Origin of the sequence: Vibrio sp. 2-1-2a, assembly GCF_032648565.1 — a bacterium.
In the GTDB taxonomy this organism is placed as follows: Bacteria; Pseudomonadota; Gammaproteobacteria; order Enterobacterales; family Vibrionaceae; genus Vibrio; species Vibrio diabolicus.
In genome coordinates, this window is the sequence record NZ_WBOH01000004.1 from 449337 (window position 1) to 473774 (window position 24438).

General features: G+C 46.8%; 25 protein-coding genes. 9 read left to right on the forward strand and 16 right to left on the reverse strand.

The window, feature by feature from the left end; all coding sequences use genetic code 11:
- The first annotated feature begins 39 nt into the window (after nt 1-39).
- The 4 genes from F7Y48_RS13865 to cysQ all read left to right on the forward strand — a co-directional run bounded on the left by F7Y48_RS13865 (nt 40) and on the right by cysQ (nt 3065).
- A complete protein-coding gene (locus F7Y48_RS13865) occupies nt 40-765 on the forward strand; it encodes a ComF family protein (RefSeq protein WP_316684757.1) in 726 nt (241 codons plus the stop codon).
- 97 nt (nt 766-862) lie between these two features.
- Nucleotides 863-1447: a Fe-S biogenesis protein NfuA gene (gene nfuA, locus F7Y48_RS13870; RefSeq protein WP_258638410.1), complete on the forward strand. Its 585-nt coding sequence runs from the start codon at nt 863-865 to the stop codon at nt 1445-1447.
- A gap of 176 nt (nt 1448-1623) precedes the next feature.
- Complete coding sequence (gene nudE, locus F7Y48_RS13875) at nt 1624-2193, forward strand: ADP compounds hydrolase NudE (RefSeq protein WP_316684761.1); 570 nt, start codon at nt 1624-1626, stop codon at nt 2191-2193.
- A gap of 44 nt (nt 2194-2237) precedes the next feature.
- Nucleotides 2238-3065 carry a 3'(2'),5'-bisphosphate nucleotidase CysQ gene (gene cysQ / locus F7Y48_RS13880; RefSeq protein WP_005394972.1) on the forward strand — a complete coding sequence of 276 codons (828 nt, stop codon included), beginning with the start codon at nt 2238-2240 and terminating at the stop codon, nt 3063-3065.
- Nucleotides 3066-3366: 301 nt separating this feature from the next.
- Here cysQ and F7Y48_RS13885 read toward each other — a convergent pair whose 3' ends face one another.
- From F7Y48_RS13885 to gspC, 12 genes are read right to left on the reverse strand one after another with little or no spacing between them, the layout of a single operon-like run.
- Nucleotides 3367-4128: a type II secretion system protein N gene (locus tag F7Y48_RS13885; protein ID WP_316684763.1), complete on the reverse strand. Its 762-nt coding sequence runs from the start codon at nt 4126-4128 to the stop codon at nt 3367-3369.
- Nucleotide 4129: 1 nt separating this feature from the next.
- The gene (locus F7Y48_RS13890; RefSeq protein WP_085343383.1) at nt 4130-4621 is read right to left on the reverse strand and encodes a type II secretion system protein M; all 492 of its coding nucleotides are present in this window, start codon (nt 4619-4621) and stop codon (nt 4130-4132) included.
- A 7-nt stretch (nt 4622-4628) separates the two neighbouring features.
- Nucleotides 4629-5831 (reverse strand): type II secretion system protein GspL, encoded by a 1203-nt coding sequence (gspL, locus tag F7Y48_RS13895; RefSeq protein WP_065646530.1) that lies wholly within the window; start codon nt 5829-5831, stop codon nt 4629-4631.
- Nucleotides 5800-6810, reverse strand: coding sequence for a type II secretion system minor pseudopilin GspK (gene gspK / locus F7Y48_RS13900; RefSeq protein WP_048624612.1), 1011 nt, complete (start codon nt 6808-6810; stop codon nt 5800-5802). Before gspK ends, gspL begins: the two co-directional genes overlap by 32 nt.
- Nucleotides 6803-7480 carry a type II secretion system minor pseudopilin GspJ gene (gspJ, locus tag F7Y48_RS13905; protein WP_047009392.1) on the reverse strand — a complete coding sequence of 226 codons (678 nt, stop codon included), beginning with the start codon at nt 7478-7480 and terminating at the stop codon, nt 6803-6805. The genes gspK and gspJ overlap by 8 nt, the downstream gene beginning before the upstream one ends.
- Nucleotides 7467-7862, reverse strand: a complete 396-nt coding sequence (gspI, locus tag F7Y48_RS13910) for a type II secretion system minor pseudopilin GspI (protein ID WP_031780439.1) — start codon at nt 7860-7862, stop codon at nt 7467-7469. The genes gspJ and gspI overlap by 14 nt, the downstream gene beginning before the upstream one ends.
- Complete coding sequence (gspH, locus tag F7Y48_RS13915) at nt 7843-8445, reverse strand: type II secretion system minor pseudopilin GspH (protein WP_005394983.1); 603 nt, start codon at nt 8443-8445, stop codon at nt 7843-7845. Before gspH ends, gspI begins: the two co-directional genes overlap by 20 nt.
- A 30-nt stretch (nt 8446-8475) precedes the next feature.
- Nucleotides 8476-8919, reverse strand: coding sequence for a type II secretion system major pseudopilin GspG (gene gspG / locus F7Y48_RS13920; RefSeq protein WP_005394985.1), 444 nt, complete (start codon nt 8917-8919; stop codon nt 8476-8478).
- A 59-nt stretch (nt 8920-8978) separates the two neighbouring features.
- Nucleotides 8979-10196: a type II secretion system inner membrane protein GspF gene (gspF, locus tag F7Y48_RS13925; RefSeq protein WP_005394987.1), complete on the reverse strand. Its 1218-nt coding sequence runs from the start codon at nt 10194-10196 to the stop codon at nt 8979-8981.
- A complete protein-coding gene (gene gspE, locus F7Y48_RS13930) occupies nt 10196-11698 on the reverse strand; it encodes a type II secretion system ATPase GspE (protein ID WP_005394994.1) in 1503 nt (500 codons plus the stop codon). Before gspE ends, gspF begins: the two co-directional genes overlap by 1 nt.
- A complete protein-coding gene (gene gspD / locus F7Y48_RS13935; RefSeq protein WP_005394995.1) occupies nt 11698-13716 on the reverse strand; it encodes a type II secretion system secretin GspD in 2019 nt (672 codons plus the stop codon). The genes gspE and gspD overlap by 1 nt, the downstream gene beginning before the upstream one ends.
- Nucleotides 13717-13752: 36 nt before the next feature.
- The gene (gspC, locus tag F7Y48_RS13940; RefSeq protein ID WP_005394996.1) at nt 13753-14676 is read right to left on the reverse strand and encodes a type II secretion system protein GspC; all 924 of its coding nucleotides are present in this window, start codon (nt 14674-14676) and stop codon (nt 13753-13755) included.
- A 253-nt stretch (nt 14677-14929) separates the two neighbouring features.
- Here gspC and hslR point away from each other — a divergent pair, with 253 nt between their 5' ends.
- The 4 genes from hslR (at nt 14930) to F7Y48_RS13960 (ending at nt 20476) form a co-directional block, all read left to right on the forward strand.
- Nucleotides 14930-15316, forward strand: coding sequence for a ribosome-associated heat shock protein Hsp15 (gene hslR / locus F7Y48_RS13945; protein ID WP_031780440.1), 387 nt, complete (start codon nt 14930-14932; stop codon nt 15314-15316).
- A 31-nt stretch (nt 15317-15347) separates the two neighbouring features.
- Entirely contained in the window at nt 15348-16223 is an 876-nt protein-coding gene (gene hslO / locus F7Y48_RS13950) for an Hsp33 family molecular chaperone HslO (RefSeq protein ID WP_046874147.1), read from the forward strand.
- Between the two features lie 337 nt (nt 16224-16560).
- Nucleotides 16561-18189 (forward strand): phosphoenolpyruvate carboxykinase (ATP), encoded by a 1629-nt coding sequence (gene pckA, locus F7Y48_RS13955; protein WP_256951314.1) that lies wholly within the window; start codon nt 16561-16563, stop codon nt 18187-18189.
- Nucleotides 18190-18382: 193 nt separating this feature from the next.
- Nucleotides 18383-20476, forward strand: a complete 2094-nt coding sequence (locus tag F7Y48_RS13960; protein ID WP_258507144.1) for an AsmA family protein — start codon at nt 18383-18385, stop codon at nt 20474-20476.
- A 13-nt stretch (nt 20477-20489) separates the two neighbouring features.
- On the opposite strand, the gene F7Y48_RS13965 is transcribed toward F7Y48_RS13960, so the two are convergent.
- The 3 genes from F7Y48_RS13965 to F7Y48_RS13975 all read right to left on the reverse strand — a co-directional run bounded on the left by F7Y48_RS13965 (nt 20490) and on the right by F7Y48_RS13975 (nt 22864).
- Nucleotides 20490-21407, reverse strand: a complete 918-nt coding sequence (locus tag F7Y48_RS13965) for a bifunctional GNAT family N-acetyltransferase/hotdog fold thioesterase (protein WP_005395003.1) — start codon at nt 21405-21407, stop codon at nt 20490-20492.
- A 106-nt stretch (nt 21408-21513) separates the two neighbouring features.
- Complete coding sequence (gene dtd, locus F7Y48_RS13970; protein WP_012841223.1) at nt 21514-21948, reverse strand: D-aminoacyl-tRNA deacylase; 435 nt, start codon at nt 21946-21948, stop codon at nt 21514-21516.
- A complete protein-coding gene (locus F7Y48_RS13975; RefSeq protein ID WP_005379281.1) occupies nt 21920-22864 on the reverse strand; it encodes a virulence factor BrkB family protein in 945 nt (314 codons plus the stop codon). The genes dtd and F7Y48_RS13975 overlap by 29 nt, the downstream gene beginning before the upstream one ends.
- 302 nt (nt 22865-23166) lie before the next feature.
- Here F7Y48_RS13975 and F7Y48_RS13980 point away from each other — a divergent pair, with 302 nt between their 5' ends.
- Nucleotides 23167-23808, forward strand: a complete 642-nt coding sequence (locus F7Y48_RS13980; RefSeq protein ID WP_006741783.1) for a DUF2959 domain-containing protein — start codon at nt 23167-23169, stop codon at nt 23806-23808.
- A 31-nt stretch (nt 23809-23839) separates the two neighbouring features.
- Here the strand turns inward: F7Y48_RS13980 and F7Y48_RS13985 are convergent, their stop codons facing one another.
- Nucleotides 23840-24382, reverse strand: coding sequence for an AAA family ATPase (locus tag F7Y48_RS13985; RefSeq protein WP_182033375.1), 543 nt, complete (start codon nt 24380-24382; stop codon nt 23840-23842).
- Between the last annotated feature and the right edge of the window lie 56 nt (nt 24383-24438).

The window sequence follows — 24438 nt, forward strand, 5'->3', positions numbered from 1 at the left end:
AGCGTTAGGCTGAGTAAAATATCACCATGAATAAGCGCTATGTTATCTCATCACTGGCAAAACATCATGCATCGCGTGTTGAGCAGTCAATGCGGTCTGTGTCGGTTCCCGATTCAAACACCAAACCACACGCATGCTCTGCGTTGGTGTGAGCACTGTTTACAACACCTAGCTCCAATCAAGCGATGCCAACGTTGCGGTTTAACGTTACAGAAAGAGGAGATGAGTACGGATAGTATTTGTGGTGAATGCCTTTCAGAACCACCGCCATGGCAAAGACTATATACGTTAGGCGATTACGACTTTCCCCTTTCACGGGAAGTACAACGCTTTAAAGATCACGGAGAGTCTTGGCATGTAAAAGCACTAACCCAGCAACTGGCGCAGCACATTACAACACCAGCTCCAATCATTACCAGTGTACCATTGCACTGGCAGCGCTACCTACGCCGGGGGTTTAATCAAAGTGATGTTTTAGCCCGACATTTAGCCCAGCAATTGCAGACCAATTTTGATGCGAAGGTCTTTCGCCGGGTCAGACTCGCCCAATCACAGCGCGGCAATACCAAAGCAAGCCGTGAACAAAACTTAAAAGGCGCGTTTGTTCTCAATAAGCGACCGCCATCTTCCCACGTTGCCATCGTCGATGATGTAGTCACCACAGGCAGTACCGTCCGACAATTATGTCATTTACTACTTGAAGTTGGCGTAGAAAGCATCGATATTTACTGCATCTGCAGAACACCTGCTCCTCGTTCTCTCTAGATCGCTTCGCCATGCCTTAGCATCAAAAAGACTAGACCCATACGTCAACAAGAGTAGAATAGCAGCAGTAACCTACAAATTTACTCGGGTATTCGTCGTGTCAAATATTACTATTACAGAAACTGCGCAAACGCATTTCGCTAACCTTTTAGGTCAACAGCCTGAAGGGACTAACATTCGTATTTTCGTTGTGAACCCAGGTACACAAAACGCTGAGTGTGGCGTGTCTTACTGCCCACCAGAAGCAGTAGAAGCGACCGACACTGAAATCCCTTACAGCGGTTTTTCAGCTTATGTGGATGAGCTAAGTCTGCCATTCCTTGAAGACGCTGAAATCGATTTTGTTACCGATAAAATGGGCTCTCAGCTAACGCTAAAAGCTCCGAACGCTAAAATGCGTAAAGTTGCGGACGACGCGCCACTGGTTGAGCGCGTTGAATACGTTATCCAAACTCAAGTCAACCCACAGCTTGCTGGCCACGGTGGTCACGTAAACTTGGTTGAAATCACTGAAGACGGCGTTGCTATTGTTGCATTTGGTGGCGGCTGTAATGGCTGTTCTATGGTTGACGTAACACTAAAAGAAGGCATCGAGAAAGAACTGCTAAACCAATTCGTTGGTGAACTCACCGCTGTTCGTGATGCAACAGAACATGACCGTGGTGATCACTCTTACTACTAAGAGTAAATACGGTCAGAAAATGGGAGGCTTCGGTCTCCCATTTTTGTATCGATACTGAGGTAACCTTGAGATGCTTAGTTCTGCCCGTAAAATCCGCTAGAAACTCAGGCGGAGTTCTCATATATTAAGAATCTTACGCATCTCGTAAACGCCAACGACACCAAGGAGCCAGCGCCATGTCGAAACGGACCCCACCAGAGATACTCTCATGCCAAACGGTCGCAAAATCCAAACTGTTTGCCGTGGAAGCGCTCGACCTTCGTTTTTCTAATGGTGAACACCGTACTTATGAACGCATGAAGCCAAGTGGACGCGATGCGGTGATGGTGGTTCCTGTGACTGAGCGAGGCGATTTATTACTGGTACGTGAATACGCCGCTGGGACTGAACGCTACGAGTTGGGCTTCCCGAAGGGGTTGATTGATCCAGGTGAAACCCCACACCAAGCTGCGGATCGAGAGTTAAAAGAAGAAATCGGCTTTGGCTGCAATCAGCTGACTCCGTTGAAACAAGTTATCCTCGCGCCGTCTTACTTTTCGAGCAAAATGACTCTATTTTTAGGACAGGCGCTTTATCCAGAGAAGCAAGAAGGCGATGAGCCTGAGCCACTGGAAATTGTGCGTTGGCCACTTGCGCAAGCCGAAGAGTTATTAACTCACATGGATTTCTGTGAAGCACGAAGCATCACCGCGCTAATGTTGGCACTGAAACACTTACCAAACACCACTCACAAACATAACCAATAACGGTCATGAGAACCGAATAATACTGTGAGTAAGGACTATCACTTATGCCAATGACAAAAGATCTATCTCACCTGCTTCCTCAAGTCATCGAAATTGCCCGTAGTGCCGGGCAAATGATCCTCGAAATATATGAAAAAAAACAGTACGAGGCCTACACAAAAAGTGACGAGACTCCGGTAACGAGCGCAGATATCGCGGCTCACAAGCTCATCACAGAACGCTTGAGTGAACTCACACCCGACATTCCCGTATTGTCAGAAGAAGACGCAGACATCAGCCTCGAGCAACGAGCTCAGTGGGAACGGTATTGGTTAGTCGACCCTCTCGATGGTACTCAAGAATTCATCGCTCGCAGCGGCGACTTTGCGACTATTATTGCACTGGTCGACAACAACAAACCAACCATGGGGGTCGTTTATGGCCCTGTCTCTGGCGTGACTTATTACGCTTATAGTGGCAAAGGTGCTTGGAAAATTCCCGACATGTCGGACAGCGTAAAAATCCATACGCACAAACACGAGCAGCCAGGGCAAAGCATCGCGATTGCTATTAGCCGCCGTCAAGACATCAATCGCATCACTAGCCGCATGAGCAGCGCTTGGAATTACGATTTAATTCCGCTCGGCTCTGCGGCATTAAAAGCGTGTCTTGTTGCAGAAGGCGCTGTAGATTGCTACCTCCGACTAGGCCCAACTGGCGAGTGGGACACCGCTGCGACACAATGCATTGTTGAAGAAGCGGGCGGACGTATTCTCAGCACGCAATTGGAGCCGCTGTCATATAACGAGCGGGAAACACTAGAAAACCCAAACTTTATTGTGCTTGGTGATGCGGATTTACCTTGGAATGAGATTTTACAACGCAAAGATTAAGCCCCTATCGGTAAAATTTAGAACACAAAATTCTAGCAATAGAAAGGCCACGAATATGTTCGTGGCCTTTTCTTTTTGACCTGTTTGTACAGCGTTAGGAGCATTTGGCCTACTATGTTCCAATCGCTTAAAGCGCTGAACACAAGAAAAACATCCCTTTAAAATCAAAATCTTATAATTACATCCTATTATCACCACGATCTTTGTACAGCGAATAGAGGGTTTCGCCTACTATGTTCCAAAAGCAAAAAGAGCTGCACAATCGCAGCTCTTTGAGAATTTTGGTTTTTGTCATGATAGGTTAGAAGCGACCTTGGTAATTAAACTCGTATTGACCTTGGGGATTCGGCTTGCCCAACCATTTCAGTTGCTCACTCATGCTGGATGGGAACTCAGCTCCTGGTTTAAACCAGGCTTTGGTTGAGTATCGCTGATTAGGCATAAGCTCTGCTGAGAACGCCGCTGAGACTTGTTTACTGCTTTGCTCACCAGTCGCTGTCAACACACTGTCCTGACAGTTTAGATCGGCAATCACAGGACCGAGTTCTAGACTACCAACAGGGCTTTGAATACCACTGGCATTCCATACTAAAGTGCCTTCACCATTCTTACACCAAGGCGCGGCATAAGTCGCATGACGAATATTTAACTCAAGTTGCCCATCAACGCCGACGGGAACAGGGAGGCGTGCTTGCTCAACAACTTTTACTGCCGGGATCGAGGCAACTAAGTTTTTGGCATAAGGGCCATCACTCAAGCTATAGCCAACAAAACCGCGACCACGAACGTCCATTTCACTACCACGACCAAAGCGTACGGCAAACTCAGCTTTACCAGTTAGTAGACTCGACCACTGGAAATCCCAATTAACTTCTCCAAGGTTCTGGCGCTGCCAACGAACACTAGAAGCTTGACCTTGCCATACAGAGCCATTGGCTCCCTGAATGTCTAGTCCTCTCACGATTGGTGCTTGCTGTAACACCCAAGAAACGGGTAATCCCATTAAAAGACTGACTGAAAAAAAGACGATAAAGATAACAACGTAAAGTACTGCTCGCTTCACCTTAACCTCGCTTAAACTGAAGGCGGTTCACATCAATCATGCCCGCTTGATCCGTTCGGTCGATATCTAAAAATTCGACTTCAATACCCTGTTGCTCTTTCAAGTAACGTAACCAATCCACCAGCTGATTAAACGCGAGTGGTTTGATCCACACCTGAACACTCTCATTGCGAGGTTGTACTCGAATCAACTCAACTTTATAACGACGGGCTGAAGAAGAAACCAGTTGATTCAACGGTTGGCTAGAGTAGCTCACACCGCTGCTTTTGCGCAGTGCAGTAATGCCATCCGCTTTATCTTGTACCCAAGCCAGCAACTGTTTTTCACTTTGAATACGTGATTGAGCTAACTCCGCACGTTGGCTCATTGGCTGTAGCAACCCCCAATAAATAATGCCGATAACGGCAATAGCGCCACACCCCATGACCAAACGCTGCTCACGCTGAGAGATGCTGCTCCACCAAACTTGAGCTTGAGAAATTAAGTTTTTCATCATCACCTCACAAACGCTTCAAAACAAAGCTGCCAACCACAACGTTATCGCTACGGTTCAGCTGTCCTTGCTCAACATTAAACTTCTCTGCCAATTTCACGCGAGCCTGCTCAAAAGGTTGGAAGTCTGAACTGCGAGCTTGAATTCGCACTTCGCCACGTTGACCATCATATTTAAAGCTGGTGATTTCCAAATCGCTGACCTGCCCCAGTGTCGCTGGCAGTGCTGCCAACCAAGACAACATCGCCTGCTGACCGCCACCACCAGATAAGCGGCGCTCTTCATCATCCATTTGTCGTTTGAGATAACTAATGGTAGGAATTCGTCGTTTATTCGGGAACACCTGGCGGAAAATACGCTCACTCTCCTCACGATACGCTTGTGCTTGTGCTTCGTACTTGTGGACGACGAGCAACTGCTGCGCAACCATAACAACGATAAGCACGCCCGCAGCAATGGTGGCTTTTTGCCAGAGCTTCCAGTATTTCCCCCAAGAAGATTTAGGCTTGAAGATCCCGGTCAGCAAATTGACTTTGCTTTCTGTAACCCCCTTCGCCAGTAACCCCATGGTCATTTCTTCTGGCTGCGGCTCCCATACTTCAGGTAACGCAGATTCAGGGACTGAGCTATAGCAATCGAGCTTCCAACCTTCATGATTTTGTAGATAAGAAGAGAGGTAAAGGTCTAACCAAGAAGCATCGACAACCGCACCCTCTGTCGCTGAGTGACGAATCAACCATTGATCACCAAGCATCGCGGCACTGCTATGCTCTCCCTGAACAGGTAACGCAAGCACATCTGGCAAGATGCGTTTGATGGTGATGCCTTGGCTTGAAAAACGCTGCAATACGGTCTGAATCCAAGCGCGTTCAACAGCGCACACTTGCGCTTTATCCGCTTGTTTACCTAACACGGTAAAGTGAAGGCCATCAACGTCCTGCGCGACTTCATCTTCCACGAGGTACGGTAACATCGCGTCGAACTGACGTGTTGCGCCAGGCGGTATATCCACTTGCGTCAAGACCACATCATTACTCGCCAATAGCGCCACAACTTGGCGCTGACCTGCATAAGAGATCAACTCATCTAAATGTTCCCATCCGGCGATTTCACCGCTGGCAATCACTTCCTGTTGATCTGTCGACCACACCACCCAAGGAATGGTACTTTGTTGTTCGCTACTCAGCCGAACGGTCAGAAACTCGCTCACTGATCCCTCCAAAACGACGGCGAACTACGGTCACCGTCTCTCTATTTGTACTTTGCAAAAGGCTTCGGATACGTACACGTGATTCATCCACCAACACTTGTGCATCCAATTCAAAAAAGGCGCTATCCACACCCAAATAGCCTTTGGCGTTTTTCTTTACATCTTCACTTAAGCCAGCCATTTCTGACTCTGCTAAAAATTCATCAATGCTATCCCACCCATCAAATGGGCGTTTTTCAATTAGCTGAATCGCATCACTACTGCTTAAGTTTGGTGAGAACATTGCCACCAAAATCGGAGCTTGCTCGACTTCAATCGTATTTACGTTTAAACGCCAATCATCACTAGGCAATGCGCAGATTAGCGGTTCCAATTTTTGGAAAATCTCACCACTCACCTGATAGACAGCCCGTAACTCGGAAGCATCTGCCATCCAGCCATTTGACGCTAAATACGCGGGTTTCATCGCTTCATATGTGCTGTCTTCGACCCCGGTTGTGGAGCGAACGGTGTCATCAGCATCAATGTATTCCCAGGTAGAGTCTGCAATGATTTCTGCCTGATACGATTCAACATCCGATTCTTCCAATAAACGCTGCAGCACATTGACTAAATAAGGTCTTGCGATTTGCTGTCCCGTCGGTTGCACACGGCTCAATACATTGAGGTTAAAGCACGCTTGTTTGTCTCTAATTCGTCCCGCCGCTTGACCATAATCTAGCGGATAGACTTGTTCTTTTATTGCCCACGGCTGACTCATATTGATCGTATCGGTGTCTTTGTAGCTTTGCTCGATACCGACTTTTGCCAACGCCTCTACCCCAAGGCTATACCAATACGCTTGCTGGTAGTTAACTTGATTGGCGCCCCGCTGAAACTGCAAAAACAAACGCTCCGACATACTGGCGGCAACTGTCGCCATAATCGCCAGTAACATCAGCACAATAATCAAAGCGACACCGCGCTGACGATTAACCATTATTGCTGCCTCCTGAACTTCCTTCTTTCTGACTCAATGTGCCATCAGGAGTCAGATAGGTGCGGGCAATCTCTCCATAATCTTTGAGAGTAAGGATCACAGAAACCGCTTTCGGTAGCGATTTTTCGTCATCCCACTCTTTTTTCCATTGTTTACCATCGTAAAAACGCATATCAAACGATTCGACCTGCGTTAGTAATGGGGTAACGATGCCTTGTTGACCCACTGGCGTGTCAGGGTAGCGCCACCATACTCGTTGTAATGTTTCTTCTTTTAAACGATAGCCAACCTTGGTGACCTCCCCTCGGGGAAACTGCTGTTGAGGGTTGTGCCATCCTAAACGAGCAAACATTAGCCCTTTAGTGTCGGAGTCGAGCAAGTAATCTGACCAAAAAATCAGTTGGCTCGCGGGCTCTTCACCATTTGTCCGCGTTTGGCGCATCGCCATTTGACGAAAGTCATTATCCATCATCACCATGGCGCGCTGAATTTCATTTAAGCGCTGAGTTCGCTCTTGTGATAGTGCATTGCTGCGCTGCACTTGCGATACCACTTGATACGCGGCGACACTTAAACTGGCAAAAATGGCAATCGAGACCAACACTTCAATAAGTGTAAAACCTTTTACCAGTTGGCGCTTACTTGCGCGTGGATTCTTATTGCGCCACATAACTTCGTACCGTCACGACTGGGCTCGCGTTTTTCTCGAGCGCGACGCTCACATCAAATGCTTTCAGCAATGGCTGCGTGGTGGCAACAGGCGTGATTTTCCAGTACCAAGTGCGCCCAGCCAGCTCTTCTGTGCCGTTCTTTACTTTAAGTTCACTGGTACTCAACATCACGTTGGCCATCTGATTATCCACAACCATGGCTGCAAACATTTTTTCTTCTAAATAACTGATCGTATTAATATGCTGGCTCACCGAGCGAATGACGCTGATGGCAGCGGTGGCGAAAATAGCCAGTGCGACCAATACTTCCAGTAGTGTCATGCCTCTCGTCCGGCGATGACTCCAATGTGGGCGAGCTTGCTTAGAATTTCGCATTCTCATCCTCTTTCACTTCTTCGCCCGGCGCTAGTAACAAGATTTGTCCACTTTCTTTGCCGATGACTCGCCAGCCGTCATTAAAGGCGTCACCATTTTGCGGAAAAAAAGACAGAGTAAATGGCGTAACTTCTGCACTGGAAAAGATAAACACTTGCGGTGGCTTAACTTTCTTTTCGTCGTCTTCTTCTTCAGCAAACATGTCTTCATCAAAAAGAGAGCCCGGTTTGAATAGGCGATCATCATTATCCCAAGCACCGCCACCTAGCTCGAGCAGTAGCGTAATGTCATCTTCCAACTTGGTTTTGCTCGGAATCTGCTTTAACTCCAGAGGCTGCCAACCTTCCGCGGTCAAACTCAGTAGAGCGTACGTTGATTTAGCGTCATCCACACGAACGCCAAAGTCTTTACCGCTTAGTACGGCTTCTTCGTTAAGCAGCTGTAAACGCTGAAAAAAGCTTTGAGCATACTGTTTGGAAAGATCTTTTTGGCTGGTCGGTAATGTCGTGATCACGGCCACTGCCGTGAGAGATAGCAAAACCAGCACCAATAGAATTTCTATCAATGTAAAACCATTGTGTTTTCGCATTTGCTTCATTAGTGCTGGCTTAGGCTCTATTTATTGGAAATCTTGCATGTTCCAGTTGCCAATATCTGCAGCTGGGCCTTCTCCACCCTCTTGGCCATCTGCGCCTAGAGTGAAGATATCAATCGTACCGTTATCGCCTGGGCTTAGGTACTGGTACTGGTTACCCCAAGGATCATTAGGAAGACGTTTGATGTAACCGCCATCACGGTAGTTGCGAGGCTCTGGGTTAGAAGGCTTGCTAACTAATGCTTCCAGGCCTTGGTCTGTCGTTGGGTAAACGCTGTTATCCAACTTGTACATATCTAGGGCATTTTCCAGCGCTACGATGTCCGTAATCGCTTTTTGTTGGTCAGCCTTCTCTTTGTTACCCAATAGGTTTGGAACAACGAAACTTGCCAAAATACCAAGGATAACGACAACAACCATCACTTCTAAAAGTGTGAAACCGTGTTGTTTACTACGTTTAAATTTCATTTTTTTCTCCGAAAGTTAGATTCAAGCCATGCCGTAAGTAGACACGTCTTAATTCGAATTTATCCGCTCATCAAGTTATTCATTTCTAGCATTGGCATCAAGGTCGCCATCACAATGAACAACACTAATCCAGCCATTAAGGCAATTAATGCCGGAGTGAATACGCCTAACGCAATATTGACTGTAGATTCAAAGTTTTGATCTTGGTTATCGGCAGCACGCGTCAACATGCTCTCCAATTCACCACTTTGCTCACCACTGGCGATCATGTGTAGCATCATTGGTGGAAACAGACGAGTTTGATCCAACGCCTTACGCAGGCTGGCACCTTCTCGAACGTTATCCGCAGCAAGCAATACTTGCTGCTTCACGTAGCGATTAGACATAACATCCACCGCGACACGCATGCCTTCTAGAATTGGGATCGCACTGGAAGTACAAATCGAAAGTGTTCGTGCGAATCGTGCGGTATTCAAACCTCGAGAGATTTTGCCCAATAGCGGTAGACTCAAGATTTTTCTATCCCAAGCTAAGCGAAAGTCTGGTTTTTGCAACGCCAGTTTGAGCCCATAGAAAAACACCACCAGCACGACGAAGATGATAAGCCCCCAATCTTGCACAAACTCACTGGCTGCCAGTAAGAACTGCGTTGACTGAGGTAACTCTTGTCCCATCTGAATGATTGGCTCAATGATTTTGGGTACCACTGTCGCTAATAAGAAAGAAACAATAACAACCGCAAACACCACTAAAACCACCGGGTAGATCATGGCTTGAAGCAGTTTGGAACGCATCTTCTGACGGTTTTCGACGTAGTCCGCCAAACGCTCTAATACCGTATCAAGATGGCCTGACTTTTCACCCGCCGCAACCATGGAGCGATAGAGTTCATCAAACACGTGTGGGTAATCAGCAAAACTGTCGGCGAGCGGATAACCCTCGGTTACTTTCGAGCGAACCGCAGCCAGCATAGAACGAATTCTCGGCTTTTCAGCCTGCTCAGAGACCGCGCGCAAACATTCTTCCAGAGGCATACCTGATTGGACTAACGTGGACAATTGACGTGTGATTAGTGCCAGCTCAGATGTTGAGATGCCGCGCTTAAAGCTGACTGAGCCTGAAGACTTAGCCGATTTAGCTTTCGTCTCAACCACTTCAATCGGGATCATCCCTTGCTCTTTGAGTCGCTGGCGCACTTGTCGGGCGTTGTCCCCTTCTATCGTGCCTTTTTTATGCTTGCCTTTTGCATCTAGCGCTTTGTACTCAAATGCCGCCATTAGGTTTCCTTCGTCACTCGCATCACTTCTTCAAGTGACGTAATACCACGACGTACTTTGCTTAGACCATCACTGCGAATACTTGGCGTATGGGCGCGAACGGCTCTCTCAATTTCTTGCTCACCAGACTCTCGGTGAATCAATTCTTGCACTTGCTCATCGACCATAATGAGCTCGTGGATACCTGTTCGACCTCGGTAGCCTTTTTGGTTACACGCTTCGCAGCCTTTAGCACGGTGTAGCTCTAGTGGTTCATGCGCTTCCATACCAAACAGTTTCTTCTGTTCAGCATCGGCTTCATACGGTTCTTTGCAACTCGGGCAAAGCGTACGAACCAAGCGCTGTGCTAACACACCCAATAACGATGAAGAAATAAGGAATGGTTCAATGCCCATATCGCGTAGACGCGTGATCGCACCAACAGCGGTGTTGGTGTGAAGGGTCGACATTACTAAGTGACCCGTTAAGGACGCTTGCACTGCAATTTGTGCGGTTTCTAAGTCACGGATCTCACCGACCATCACCACGTCAGGGTCCTGACGCAGAATAGCACGCAAGCCACGCGCAAAAGTCATGTCGACCTTCGGGTTCACCTGAGTCTGACCGATGCCATCAATGTCAAATTCGATCGGGTCTTCGACCGTTAAGATATTGCGTTCGTTACTGTTGATCTCTTGCAAGCCAGCGTACAAAGTCGTCGACTTACCAGAACCCGTCGGGCCGGTGACCAAGATAATACCGTGAGGACGCTGAATAAGATGACGGAAATTGTCGTGCACGGAAGGCGTCATACCTAAGCTATGCAAATCGAGACGCGTCGCGTTTTTATCCAACAGACGCATAACTACTCGCTCACCATGTGACGACGGCATTGTAGAAACACGCACATCAACCGCACGACCACCAATACGCAGCGAGATACGACCATCTTGAGGTACACGCTTTTCTGCAATATCCAGCTTCGCCATGACCTTCACTCGCGACACTAACAGTGGTGCAAGCTTACGACTTGGAGTGAGCACTTCACGCAATACGCCATCGACACGGAAACGAATCGAAAGGGTTTTCTCGAAAGTTTCGATGTGAATATCCGACGCCCCTTCTTTGATCGCTTCACCCAACATCGCATTGATCAACTTAATGATTGGTGCATCGTCTTCTGACTCTAGCAAGTCTTCATCATGCGGCAGCTCTTCAGCCAATGAGAAAAAGTCGTCGCTATCGGCACCGATGTCTTCCATCAATTGACGCGCTTCAGACGAGTCACGTTGATATGCTTCGGTCAGCTTTTTATCAAAGGCTTCTTTATCGATAGGCTGCGGTACGAAGCTTTTCTTCAGCACACGACGGACTTCAACCAGAGCTGCTGGGTTGAGCGGCTCGACATAGTAAAGAATGGGCGGACGCTCAGGATGCTCTGTCTCCAGCACCAGTTTAAAGCGATTGGCAAAACTGAATGGCAGACGACGCATACTTGGCGCTGTGTCTAACATATCAACCATTAGTTATTTTCCATTTGATCAATAAACGCTTGTATCTCAGTTGGGTGCTGACGCTCCTGGCCAAAGGCTGGCATGACTGGGATCTTCTCGTCAGCCATCAACTTCAATCCTTGATCCGCTTTGTAGAGCTGTTCTGCGCGAATAAAGTTGTATTTGCGCTGTGTAATGCCGTCTGCAGTCATACCATCACGAATAATCGTCGGCTTGATGAACACCATCAAGTTACGCTTTTCTGTTTGCGTGCTGGTTGATTTGAACAAATGACCAAGCACTGGGATGTCACCCAGTAGCGGTACTTTTGACTCACTTTCAAGTGCACGTTCATCAACCAAACCACCAAGAACCAGCATCTGACCATCTTGGATCATAACTGAGGTATTTAGCTGACGCTTAGCAAATCGAACGTCAACCGCACCGTTTGCACCTAATACATTGGACACTTCTTGCTCGATATTTAACTGAACAGAGTCACCTTCGTTAATTTGTGGCACAACCTTAAGCTTGATGCCCACTTCTTTACGATCAACCGTTTGGAATGGATTGTCGTTGTTTGAGCCAGCCGTAGAGCCTGTGATAACAGGCACTTCTTCACCAACAATAAATGATGCTTCACCATTATCCATTACGGTGATACTTGGAGAAGATAGAATGTTTGAGTTGGAGTCAGTCGCTACGGCACTGACTAAGGCAGTCCAGTCCCCCATCACGATGCTCATCGCAGCACCGTTAACACCGCTCAGTGCCGATGCAAGAGTAGAATAGTCACCAGATTCAGTAACATCATATGGCGTTCGTTCGCCATTCGCATTTGTGTAGTATTCAGTTCGAGTTTGATCTTTTGCTTCTTCTAGACCAACCATCACCTGACCAATCGGTGCACCAGAGTTACCGTACTGAATCACCGCACCGGTTTCCAGTGAGCCCCACTGAACACCTAAGTTAATGCCGTCACCTTCTGACATTTCAACGATCAGCGCCTCAATCAAGACTTGAGCACGACGAATATCAAGCTGAGCAATAACATCTTGTAGCGCATTCATGATATCTGGTGGAGCCGTTAATACTAAGGCGTTGGTCGCTGCGTGCGCAGCAATCACCACTTCACCACGCTGGGCACCTGACGCTTTCTGGCCGACTTGCTTTTCAGCTTGTAGGTTATCGGAGACACCTTTTAGTACATCCACCAAATCTTCAGCTTTCGCGTTCTTCAGGTAAACCACGCGGTTGTTACCTTTGGTCGCCATTTCAACGTCAAGTTGACGAATCAATCGCTTCAGACGCGCACGTACTTTAGGATCGCCAGAAATCAAAATCGCGTTGGTGCGTTCATCGGCAACAATTTTAGGCTCAAGGAACTCAGGCGTGCTCTTCTGATTGGTGCTTTTATTCAGTGCTTCAACAATACGCACCATTTCGGCAGCAGAAGCATTGCGCAGTTCCACCAGCTCAATTTCTTTATCACCCGCTTGGTCAACACGCTTAATGATTTCTGCTAAGCGATTTACGACCGCCGCACGACCTGTGATTAAGATGATGTTCGCAGGATCGTAGTGAACTACGTTACCAGCACCAGCATTATCAATCAGTTGACGAAGTAGAGGAGACAACTCACGAACCGACACATTACGCACCGCAACAACTCGAGTGATAACGCTGTCGCCTTGCGCGCTGCCATCACCTAATACAGGGATTGCTGACGTTTTTGAGTCTTTCGCTTTGATAACCTTAAGTACACCGTTGTCCATTTCTACGACGGCGTAGCCGTATACTTCGAGTACGTTAAGGAAAAAGCTGTAGTATTGCTCTTCGTTAAGCACATCATAGCTGCGGACATCGATTTTACCGCGCACTGAAGGGTCAACAATGATGGTCTTTTCGAGATTACGACCCACTATGTTGATGAATTCTTGAATATCAGTGCCTTTAAAGCTGGCACTAAATTCGTTTGCTATTGCACCTGGGACGCAGAGTAAACTTCCTGCTAGTAGCCAAGCACTTTTGCTGAACCAATGTTTCACGTATGTCTCCCTGAACTTACGCCGGTTGCCTAAGTCTTACAATTGGATATAGATATCGTACTGTTGGCCGTCGCGCTCAACAGTTAAATTTAATTCTTGCGGATCGCTCATCACTTGCATCAGTTGTACTGAAGAAGACGGGTCACTTAAATCGATCCCATTAAGCTGCACCGCAATATCACCAGGTTCTAGACCCACATCATTAAACAGCGCGGCATCACGACCAGGTGACACTCGATAACCAACAATGCCCCCGTCTCTTTTGACGGGTGAAATGGTGATGTATTTGAAAACGCTTTGTGGATCTTTCGCAATTTCCTCTCGGATTTGCTCTAATTTTTCTCCAACGTCAGACGCTGATTCTGCTCGTTGAGATTGGGCTCTGGCTATCTGCGGCGATTCAGATAGCTTCTTATATTCTATACCCTGCATCATTAAGGTCTCGTCTCGACCTTGGTTATCAATGATGACGCGATCCACTAATACGGCTTTTAGTGTCGCACGCGTACCTTCAATTTCTTCACCTAAACCATACGTTGCTTGCTTGCCACGGTTGGCAATGACAGCAAGGCTGGTATTCGCATCACTGCTTGCAACCGCGCCAACCAGTGTAAGGTTAAGGCGCGTCTTAGGGGCGTCTTTAACAACAGGTTGTTCTACAACTGCAGGCTTTTGTTCAGTGAATTTACCGAATAGGTTGGCATTCTGAAGGGCATTAAAATCTATCGCGTCGCCTTTATTGCTCGCAACAACGCTGCTCGTCGATGGACGCCATTGCGGCACTTCCGACGATTGAGGTATGGCTAACCATACAATTTTGCCAAGTATCCATCCGGTTATTGCAATAAACAGACAGGTGAGCAACAAGCTAAGTTTGGCTTGAATTGTATAATTATTGGACTTGATCTGAGCCAGTAGCGGTCTGCTTGATAATCCTGCACTTAGCTCTAAACGTTTCACTGAATGGATTCCTTTATTCTAACGTTCGTCATTTAAGCTATAACAATAGCTATCGACTTTAAATTGCTAAATTTGCAATAAAATTATTACTCAACAAAGAGCAGTGAACTATATCACAAGTTGTCTTTCATACCTTTTTCTTATGCAGTTTTTGCCAACTCCCTTGAAAAAAATACGCCTTGACTCCATCTGTAGGTGAATAATCCATCACTCATTGCCATATTCGGGCAGTGATTAGATAGCGTAGTGTTCTATGAGTTCCCTAAATGAAGCCGTTAGGCTAGATAAATGGCTATGGGCCGCAAGATTTTATAAAACCCGCTCTATCGCTCGTAACATGGTCGATGGTGGTAAAGTCCACTATAATGGCCAACGAAGCAAACCGAGTAAAATCGTTGAAGTGGGCGCCGAAGTAAGACTTCGTCAAGGCAACGAAGAAAAAACGGTGATCATCGAAAAAATTTCTGATCAACGCCGAGGCGCTCCCATCGCACAGACCTTGTATCGCGAAACTAATGAAAGTATAGCGAAACGTGAGGAACACGCGACTCAACGTAAGCTTAATGCCCACAACCCAAGTCCAGAACGCCGCCCAGATAAAAAGCAGCGCAGAGACATCATTAAGTTCAAACACCAATAAAAGCCGGAATTACCAACGAGGAAAGCACTCCATGGCAAATAATGTTTTAAACCGCTACCTATTCGAAGATCTTTCAGTACGTGGCGAGTTGGTACAATTGGATGAAGCGTACCAACGTGTTATCTCCAGCAAGGAATATCCGGCAGCAATAGAGAAACTGCTGGGTGAGCTACTCGTTTCAACCACTCTTTTAACTGCCACTCTTAAGTTCGAAGGCTCAATCACCATTCAGCTACAAGGCGACGGCCCTGTATCTCTTGCCGTTATCAACGGTGACCACAAGCAACGCGTTCGTGGCGTGGCTCGCTGGGAAGGCGATATTGCCGATGATGCAAGCCTCCACGATCTCATGGGCAAAGGTTACCTCGTTATCACTATCGAACCGAAAAACGGTGAGCGTTACCAAGGTGTCGTTGGATTAGAAGGTGATACTCTAGCCGACGTACTAGAAGGCTACTTTGCAAACTCAGAGCAGCTAAAAACGCGTCTATGGATCCGCACGGGCGAGCACGAAGGTAAAGCACACGCAGCAGGTATGTTGATTCAAGTAATCCCTGATGGCACTGGTTCACCAGATGATTTCGAGCATCTAGAGCAACTGACTGACACGGTAAAAGATGAAGAGCTATTTGGTCTAGAAGCTAACGAACTACTATACCGCCTATATAACCAAGACAAAGTGCGCCTTTACGAACCGCAACCTGTCGAATTCCATTGTGGCTGTTCTCGTGATCGTAGTGGTGCCGCTATCATCACCGTTGAGAAAGCTGAAATTTATGACATTTTGGCTGAAGTAGGATCCGTTTCTTTACATTGTGATTACTGTGGCACGACCTATACGTTCGACGAAGCAGAAGTCACCGAGCTATATGCACAAGCTTCTGCGGACAAGAAAACCCTGCATTAATTTACATAGCTTATCAAGCACGTAATTTACCCTACAAAATGCCAGCTTAATGCTGGCATTTTTGTGATCAACCCCTCGTAATACCTCGCTTCAAGCGTAATAAAACAACTGCTTAATTTTAAACAATTAATAATGATTTTGCCCTAGCGCAAAGGATTGCGTGCACGATAAACTATTCCCACCAATATGTGACGGGTTACCTAAAACCTTATTGAAATCATGGATAAATTTTGAGCTATCTCCCTGTTTTCTCCCCGCCCCGTTGCTAGCATGGTGAGCAGATTAAAATTAAAACATTCTTACAAAATCCCTACAAAAATCCTTATAAGGAGCACCTATGACCGTTATGGAACATACTAAGGCTGCAACACTTGATCTAACCAAGCACGGACTGCATAACGTTAAAGAGGTTATTCGCAACCCTAGCTACGAAATGTTGTTTGAGGAAGAAACGCGTGAAGACCTAACTGGTTATGAGCGTGGCGTGGTTACTGAACTAGGTGCGGTTGCCGTTGACACTGGCATCTTTACTGGTCGCTCACCAAAAGATAAATACATCGTCAAAGACGCTACGACAGAAGAGCATATGTGGTGGACGTCTGATCAAGTAAAAAATGACAACAAACCAATCACTCCAGAAGTGTGGGACGAGCTGAAAGAACTGGTCACAAACCAGCTTTCTAACAAACGTTTGTTTGTTGTTGACGGTTACTGTGGTGCAAACCCAGATACGCGTTTGAGCATTCGTGTTATCACTGAAGTCGCATGGCAAGCGCACTTCGTTAAAAACATGTTTATCCGCCCAACAGAAGAAGAATTGACAACATTTGAACCAGACTTCGTGGTAATGAATGGCGCAAAATGCACTAACCCAAAATGGGAAGAGCAAGGTCTGAACTCAGAAAACTTCACCGTATTTAACCTAACCGAGCGCATGCAACTTATCGGTGGTACTTGGTACGGCGGTGAGATGAAGAAAGGCATGTTCGCAATGATGAACTACTTCCTTCCATTAAAAGACATCGCATCAATGCACTGTAGCGCTAACATGGGCAAAGACGGCGACGTAGCGGTATTCTTTGGTCTCTCTGGTACCGGTAAAACCACACTATCAACTGACCCTAAACGTGCGCTAATTGGTGATGATGAGCACGGTTGGGATGATGACGGCGTCTTCAACTTCGAAGGTGGTTGTTACGCGAAAACCATCAAGCTATCGAAAGAAGCGGAGCCGGACATCTACAACGCGATTCGCCGTGATGCACTGCTAGAAAACGTAACGGTACGTAGCGATGGCTCTATCGACTTTGATGATGGTTCGAAAACAGAAAACACTCGTGTTTCTTACCCTATCTACCATATCGACAACATCGTTAAGCCAGTATCAAAAGGCGGTCACGCGAATAAAGTGATCTTCCTATCGGCGGACGCATTTGGTGTGCTACCTCCAGTGTCTAAATTGACACCTGAGCAAACGAAGTACCACTTCCTATCTGGCTTTACTGCAAAACTGGCAGGAACAGAGCGTGGTATTACTGAGCCAACGCCAACCTTCTCTGCATGTTTTGGCGCAGCGTTCCTAACGCTTCACCCAACTAAATACGCAGAAGTACTGGTTAAACGTATGGAAGCAGCAGGCGCTGAGGCTTACCTAGTGAATACAGGTTGGAACGGCACTGGCAAACGTATCTCGATTCAAGATACGCGCGGAATTATTGATGCGATTCTTGATGGTTCGATTGAAGATGCACCAACTAAGCACATTCCTATCTTCAATCTTGAGGTACCGACTTCACTACCAGGTGTGGATCCAAGCATTCTAGACCCTCGTGACACGTACGTTGATCCACTTCAGTGGGAAAGCAAAGCGAAAGACTTGGCTGAACGCTTTATCAATAACTTTGATAAATACACGGACAATGCGGAAGGTAAATCTCTGCTTGCCGCTGGCCCTCAGATTGATTAAGTCGAGTAACAACGACGTCGCGTAAACCACAGTGATAAGTGGGCAGCCACTTATCACTTTTACGTAGACCAAGTTACAAAAAAACCGCTTCAAGCCCCTCTTTTGAGGGGCTTTTTATTGAATACCGCAGAATATTGATACAAGCTAAAGCCTATCTAGTTTTATTTAATAGCAAACGTAGGTTCTAGCAGGGATGAAAACAGCGCGTCGAGTTCTAATTCTTTTACTGGTTATCTTAGTTGCCATTCCGGCCACAATGATTGCGCTGTTAACAACATCTTACGCCGATGCAACTTGGCGTCTGCTATCAAACAGCCTCTCCCTGCCCTTTCAAGCAGAAAGCGTGCGTTACGATTTTCCCTACCACCTAACTTTACAGGGTGTGAACACAAACGTAGACGACGCTTCTTATATCGAGCAAGTCGATTTATGGATGAATCCCGATGTTTATCGCGATGGTAAATGGATCGTTGATAGCTTATTGATTGATGGACTTAATTTGCAGTATGGCGCGCCAAAGCTCCCGCCTTTAGATAACGTTTTGTTCCATCAAATCGCGCTCAAAAATATTGATTACGCCGACGAGCAGTTTTCTGGTAATGGCATTGACCTTCAAATTCAATCACCACAATGGAATGGCCAGTTAATACCATATGGCGAGGTTCAACTTGCAGCCGACCAGATCTATTGGAATGGCGAAGCCTTTAATCAGGTCTTGGTCGACATGGACTACAAACCGCAAGACAGTACGCTCTATGGCACTTCATTTAACTGGCGTAACAGTCAAATTTCAGGGCAAGGCGAGCAGTATCCACAAGGCTGGTCTTTAGTGAATGTGACCATCAATAAGTTGCAACTCAATCATATCCAGCTCCAATCACTGCTTGCTAAGCCTTGGCAAGCAATGCCATTCCAGATTAATCACATTAATAGCTTAGACTTACTGAACGCCGATATTGAATGGGGCGATTGGCACTGGCAAAACTTAGAGCTATCCGTAGAAAACGCCACACTGCCACTGTCTCCCTGGGAGACAACGGCTCAAGTTTCATTGCAGGCGGATAGCGTCCAATTCCAACAGCAAACCGCAATAGAGCCGCGTTTAAGTGCTGCTATAGAGCCTGGAAAAATCCAGCTCAACGAGCTCAGCTTAGATTGGCAGCAAGGTCGTGTGCAGGTCTCTGGGGTGTTCACTCCAACGCAATGGCAACTCGAAGAAGCCTCCATTCAAGGCCTCAAGTGGGCAATACAACCTGAAGATAACCAAAACTGGTGGCACGCCGCCATCAGTAAGTTAGATCATGTCACAGTCCAACGACTCGACATTGAGCGCAGCCAAATCATTCAGCTATCTCACGAACCTTATTGGCAGTTCTCCGGTTTAAACATCGAAGGGCAGCAACTTGATCTTAAACAGGTCAATCAACGTTGGGGCCTTTGGCAAGGAGAACTGGAAGCCAGCGTAGTCAACGCCAGTTATAACCAAGTACTCACGTCTCATGCTGCACTTGCCATGCAAAGTGAGAATGGCTTTTGGCAACTGACACGCCTTTTTGCACCACTCGAGCAAGGCTACGTAGAAGGCATCGGACAGATAGACCTAAGTACTCCGAGCCAGCCTTGGGCGCTCAACCTCAATGCCGATGGCATTCCCTTATCACTCTTCCACGATTATTTACCCGACACACTGGCTATTGATGGTTTTTCCGATCTCAGCCTCGCTCTACAAGGATTATCAGGTGATCGCAACATGCTGGCCTACAGCTTATCGGGTGAAGTGGAAGCCAACCTACGAGATACCCGTTTTAAATCCCAAGCGAATCATTCGCTCAAAGCCATTACCTTAAGTCCGCTGCGTTTAAGCGCGCAACGAGGGAAAGTCGCCATAGAACCAGTCACCATTTCAGGGAAAGCTATGAGTGGTAGGGTTTGGGGCGAGTTTGATATGGCCAACAACCCGCTAAATGGCATTGTTTATCAATGGAAGGACTCGTGCGGGAGCGTTGAAGGCGATCTACTCAGTGGCGAAATCCATCATAATGAGTGTTTAAAAGCACCAGCTCCAAAAGAACCGGCTGATGTTGAAAGTACTCCACAAACACATGAATCATCCATTGAGCAGCCAACTGCGATCGATAACATCAATGTGGAGATTCAAGAGGAAGAATTTTCCGAAGAAATTGTCGAAGAAGACGAAGCATCTGTCACTGATCCCACCACAGAGGAACAAATCCTCCCACCGACAGAGCGAGAAAACGAAACAGATAAGCGCCCTACAGATCAGTAAGGCGCCCTCTCAATTAACAGCTGAGTAATTGCGAATAGTTCGGTATCAGCATATAGGTACCAACAAAATCTACGGCTGGCGTGTCGCCACTATAAATCACCACGTGAATGACGATGCGTGCTTTACGCCCTGACTCCAATCGATCTAGGTCACCACTGATCCCATCCAACGAAGTACTTGCCACGGGGTTTTGTTCGACTGGTTGACGATAACGAATCGAGCTGTCGGCCAACACAATATCACCATGCAAACCGCGCTCTTTAAGCAGCAGCCACGTCATACCCCACCCCGTCAAGGTGGCTAAAGTAAAAGCCGACCCCGCAAACATGGTGTTATGCGGATTAAGGTTCGGATTAAGTTGCGCGCAGCATTCAAACTGATAACCCGTGTACTGGTTAATTTTGATCCCCATTTTGTCGCTAATTGGGATCTGTTGCTCCCAGCGCTGCTGAAGTTCAGTGCACCATTCTGGGCGACGCAACACATTCGCCATCGGATCCAATGGTTTCACCATTTGTTGGTGACGCACAGGACCGCGCTCGTCGGTCAGTTCACCGCGACGCTCAAAGCCATTTTTCTCGTAAAAGGCGATGGCATCTTCACGGGCATTACACACCAAGCGCTTCGCCCCTTCTTGGCGTGCTAACGACTCTAGCGCGACCAGAACCAGCGAGCCCATACCTTTACTGCGGCGATTATTTTTAACCGCCATATAGCGGATTTGGCCATCATTATCCGGCGTAATGTATAAACGACCGATCGCCATAGGACGACCTCGGCCATCAACAATCATACGGTGATGGCTCATTTCATCGTATTCATCGCGTTCGGAGCCAATTGGCATACGCCATGGCTCACGAAGCAGTTGCCAGCGAAACTGATAATACTTGTTTATCTGATTATCGGTTTTGGGAGTAATGAGTTTGAACATATCAATCCTTTGAAAGCACAACACTAATAAATGTCGGGAAAATCACTCCAAGCCAATTCCATGAGCTTGGAGTTAAAGCTTAGACCATGGCACTGGTGTTACCAGACTAGACCTGCAACCAAAACGTCACCGGACCGTCATTCACTAAGGACACTTTCATATCGGCAGCGAAGCGGCCACGCTGTGTGGGTAAAACTTGTTCACACAAATCAGAAAAGTAATCATACAAGCGCTCAGCATCAGCAGGATGCGCACCGCGAGAAAAGCCAGCACGAGTGCCTTTTTTTGTATCCGCAGGTAACGTAAATTGAGAAACCACCAACACTTTGCCTTCTACCTGTTTGACGTTCAGGTTCATCTTACCTTCATCATCTTCGAACACGCGGTAGGTCGTAACACGCTCCATCAAGCGTTTTGCTTTAGCCTCATCGTCGTCTTTCTCTACTCCTAATAAGACCAGCAGACCACGATCAATTTCCCCTACGACTTCACCATCCACACGGACGGCAGCTTCACTGACTCGTTGAATTAGCGCTATCACTACTCTCGCTTCCTTCATCTGTTAACTGAGATTCAGCGGTCGAGTGTATCATGTCTAAATCTTCACTCCAGTGCTCTCGCTCACCAAGCGCAGCTGTGACTTCCGCACCCAATAACACGATCATCCAGCATAAATACACCCAAACAAACAAGATAGGAATCGCGGCTAACGCGCCGTAAATGAGCTGATAAGAGGGGAACTGCGTGATGTAGAGTGCAAAGCCCTTTTTACTTAATTCGAACAGTATCGCAGCGACTGCTGCCCCCATCGCGCCATGAGCCAGGTGCACTTTTTTATTCGGCACCAGAATATATAAGCCAAGGAAAGCGAAAAAAGACAACAACAGCGGTAACCAACGTAAAAACAAATTGAACGCACCAGATAATGTCTCGTTCTCTAAAATTTGCAGTGAGGTCACGTACGATGTCGCCGCGATACTCGCACCGACCATGATCGGCCCTAACGTGAGTACCATCCAATACATAGAGAATGAAAATACTAAACGGCGCTTATCTTTAACTCGCCAAATGTAGTTTAAGTTCTTATCAATGTTCGAAATCAGCATGACTGCAGCAATGAATAAAAACCCACCGCCAACCGCGCTCATTTTGCCCGTATTCGCCACAAATTCCTGCAATGCCGTATGTACAGCTTCCCCAGATGCCGGAACAAAATTCTCAATAATGTAGCCTTGCAACACCTCACCGACGTTCGCAAAAACGGGAAATTTCGACAATATTGATAACAATACCGTCAGCATTGGCACGATGGATAACAAGGTAATGTAGGCAAGATAGCCCGCGTTCACATTGACGCGATCATGCGTTAATCGCTTAAGAAGATACTTAAAAAACGCGACGCAACTTGGCAGTAGATTGATTAATCTTGCCTTGTAACTCTCTGATAACTGGTTCATAGTTCATCCCATAATAAGGGTCTGTTGACCTTTTGAGCTGATTTTTGCAGCAGTTTGTGGGTTCTTTATACAAGGCAGAGGCTTTGAATTGTAGTTAACCTACCAGAGAAGCCGATAACACAGTAGAAAGAAACCACAAGCGCTGCCCGAAGGGTTCGTCTAGAAGCGTTTTACTCTTTGTTGAGAGGCGTTTTGCTTAGAATGACTATGCTACAACCCTCTCGCCGCGATTAAAACGCTTTTATATCGAACAAAAAAACAACCACAAAAGGTCGGCAGACCCTATTGTCGAGGACATAAGAATGCCTTATTTATTAGCAATTGTACTATCAATTTTCACTTTAACAGGGTGTCAATCTGCTTATTACTCAGCGATGGAGCAAGTTGGGTACCATAAACGAGATATTATGGTCGACCGCGTTGAAGATGCCAAAGAATCTCAACAAGATGCACAAGAAGAATTCACCAGTGCGCTCGAAGCCTTATCTGCGATCACTAATTTTGATGGTGGTGAGCTAGAAAGTGTCTACAACAAAATCAATGACAAGTACGAAGACAGCGAAAAAGCGGCGCAAGACGTTCGTGACCGCATTGCTGCGATTGAAGACGTTTCCGGCGCACTGTTTAATGAATGGCAAGACGAACTAGAGCTGTACTCGAGCGCGAAATTGCGCCGTTCAAGCGAACAAAAGCTACGTGAAACCAAAGCTTCGTACAAAACCATGCTTAGCGCAATGAAGCGTGCAGAGAAAAAGATGACGCCTGTACTAAATACACTGCGCGACAACACGTTGTACTTGAAACACAACCTTAACGCCAGTGCGATTGGCTCTCTACAAGGTGAGTTCTCTAGCTTAGAGAAAGACATTCAGTTTGCCATCAAACAAATGAACGAAGCGATTGCAGAGTCTGATAAGTTCCTACAAAAGCTCAATCAAAAGTAAATGATTCAAACCTCCTCCTAGCGAGGAGGTTTTAGTCTGCGACCTCACCAACTAAACCGATGACTCTTCGAACAAAGCCTACTCGTTCTAGCACACTGCCCCATGGCACTTCGACCACTTCGTAACCCAACTCAGCATAGATATCCACTAAGGATTGATGAATCTCCAATGCTTCTTCAAAGCTGTGTGGACGCACTTCATCTTGCACGTAAATGGATGCTTCAGGTCGACAAGTAAACACCTGACTATGGTACCCAGCACTTTCGGTTAAGAAAGCTCGGTCAACCTTACAGCCGCCCACTTGTAGGTATGCAATGATGTCAGGGATGGCGCGATCAACAAACGCAACGTCATGACAACGCGCATCACTCTTTTGCTTGCTCATCAAGTCGAGACACAATTGAGCAAACTCAGGCAGGTTCGTCCACGGCAAGATACCGTCGTCTAACTGGTTTTGCTGTTCAATCAGCGTACGAGAGCTCTCTGCAAACGTCGCATACCCTTGCCGCTCTAATGCATTCAGTAGGGTGGTTTTCCCCGCACCTGGGCCACCAGTAATCACAATTGGCTTCATGCTGATATGTTCATTCTCTAGATACAAAAAACCCTGAGCATAACTCAGGGCTTCTT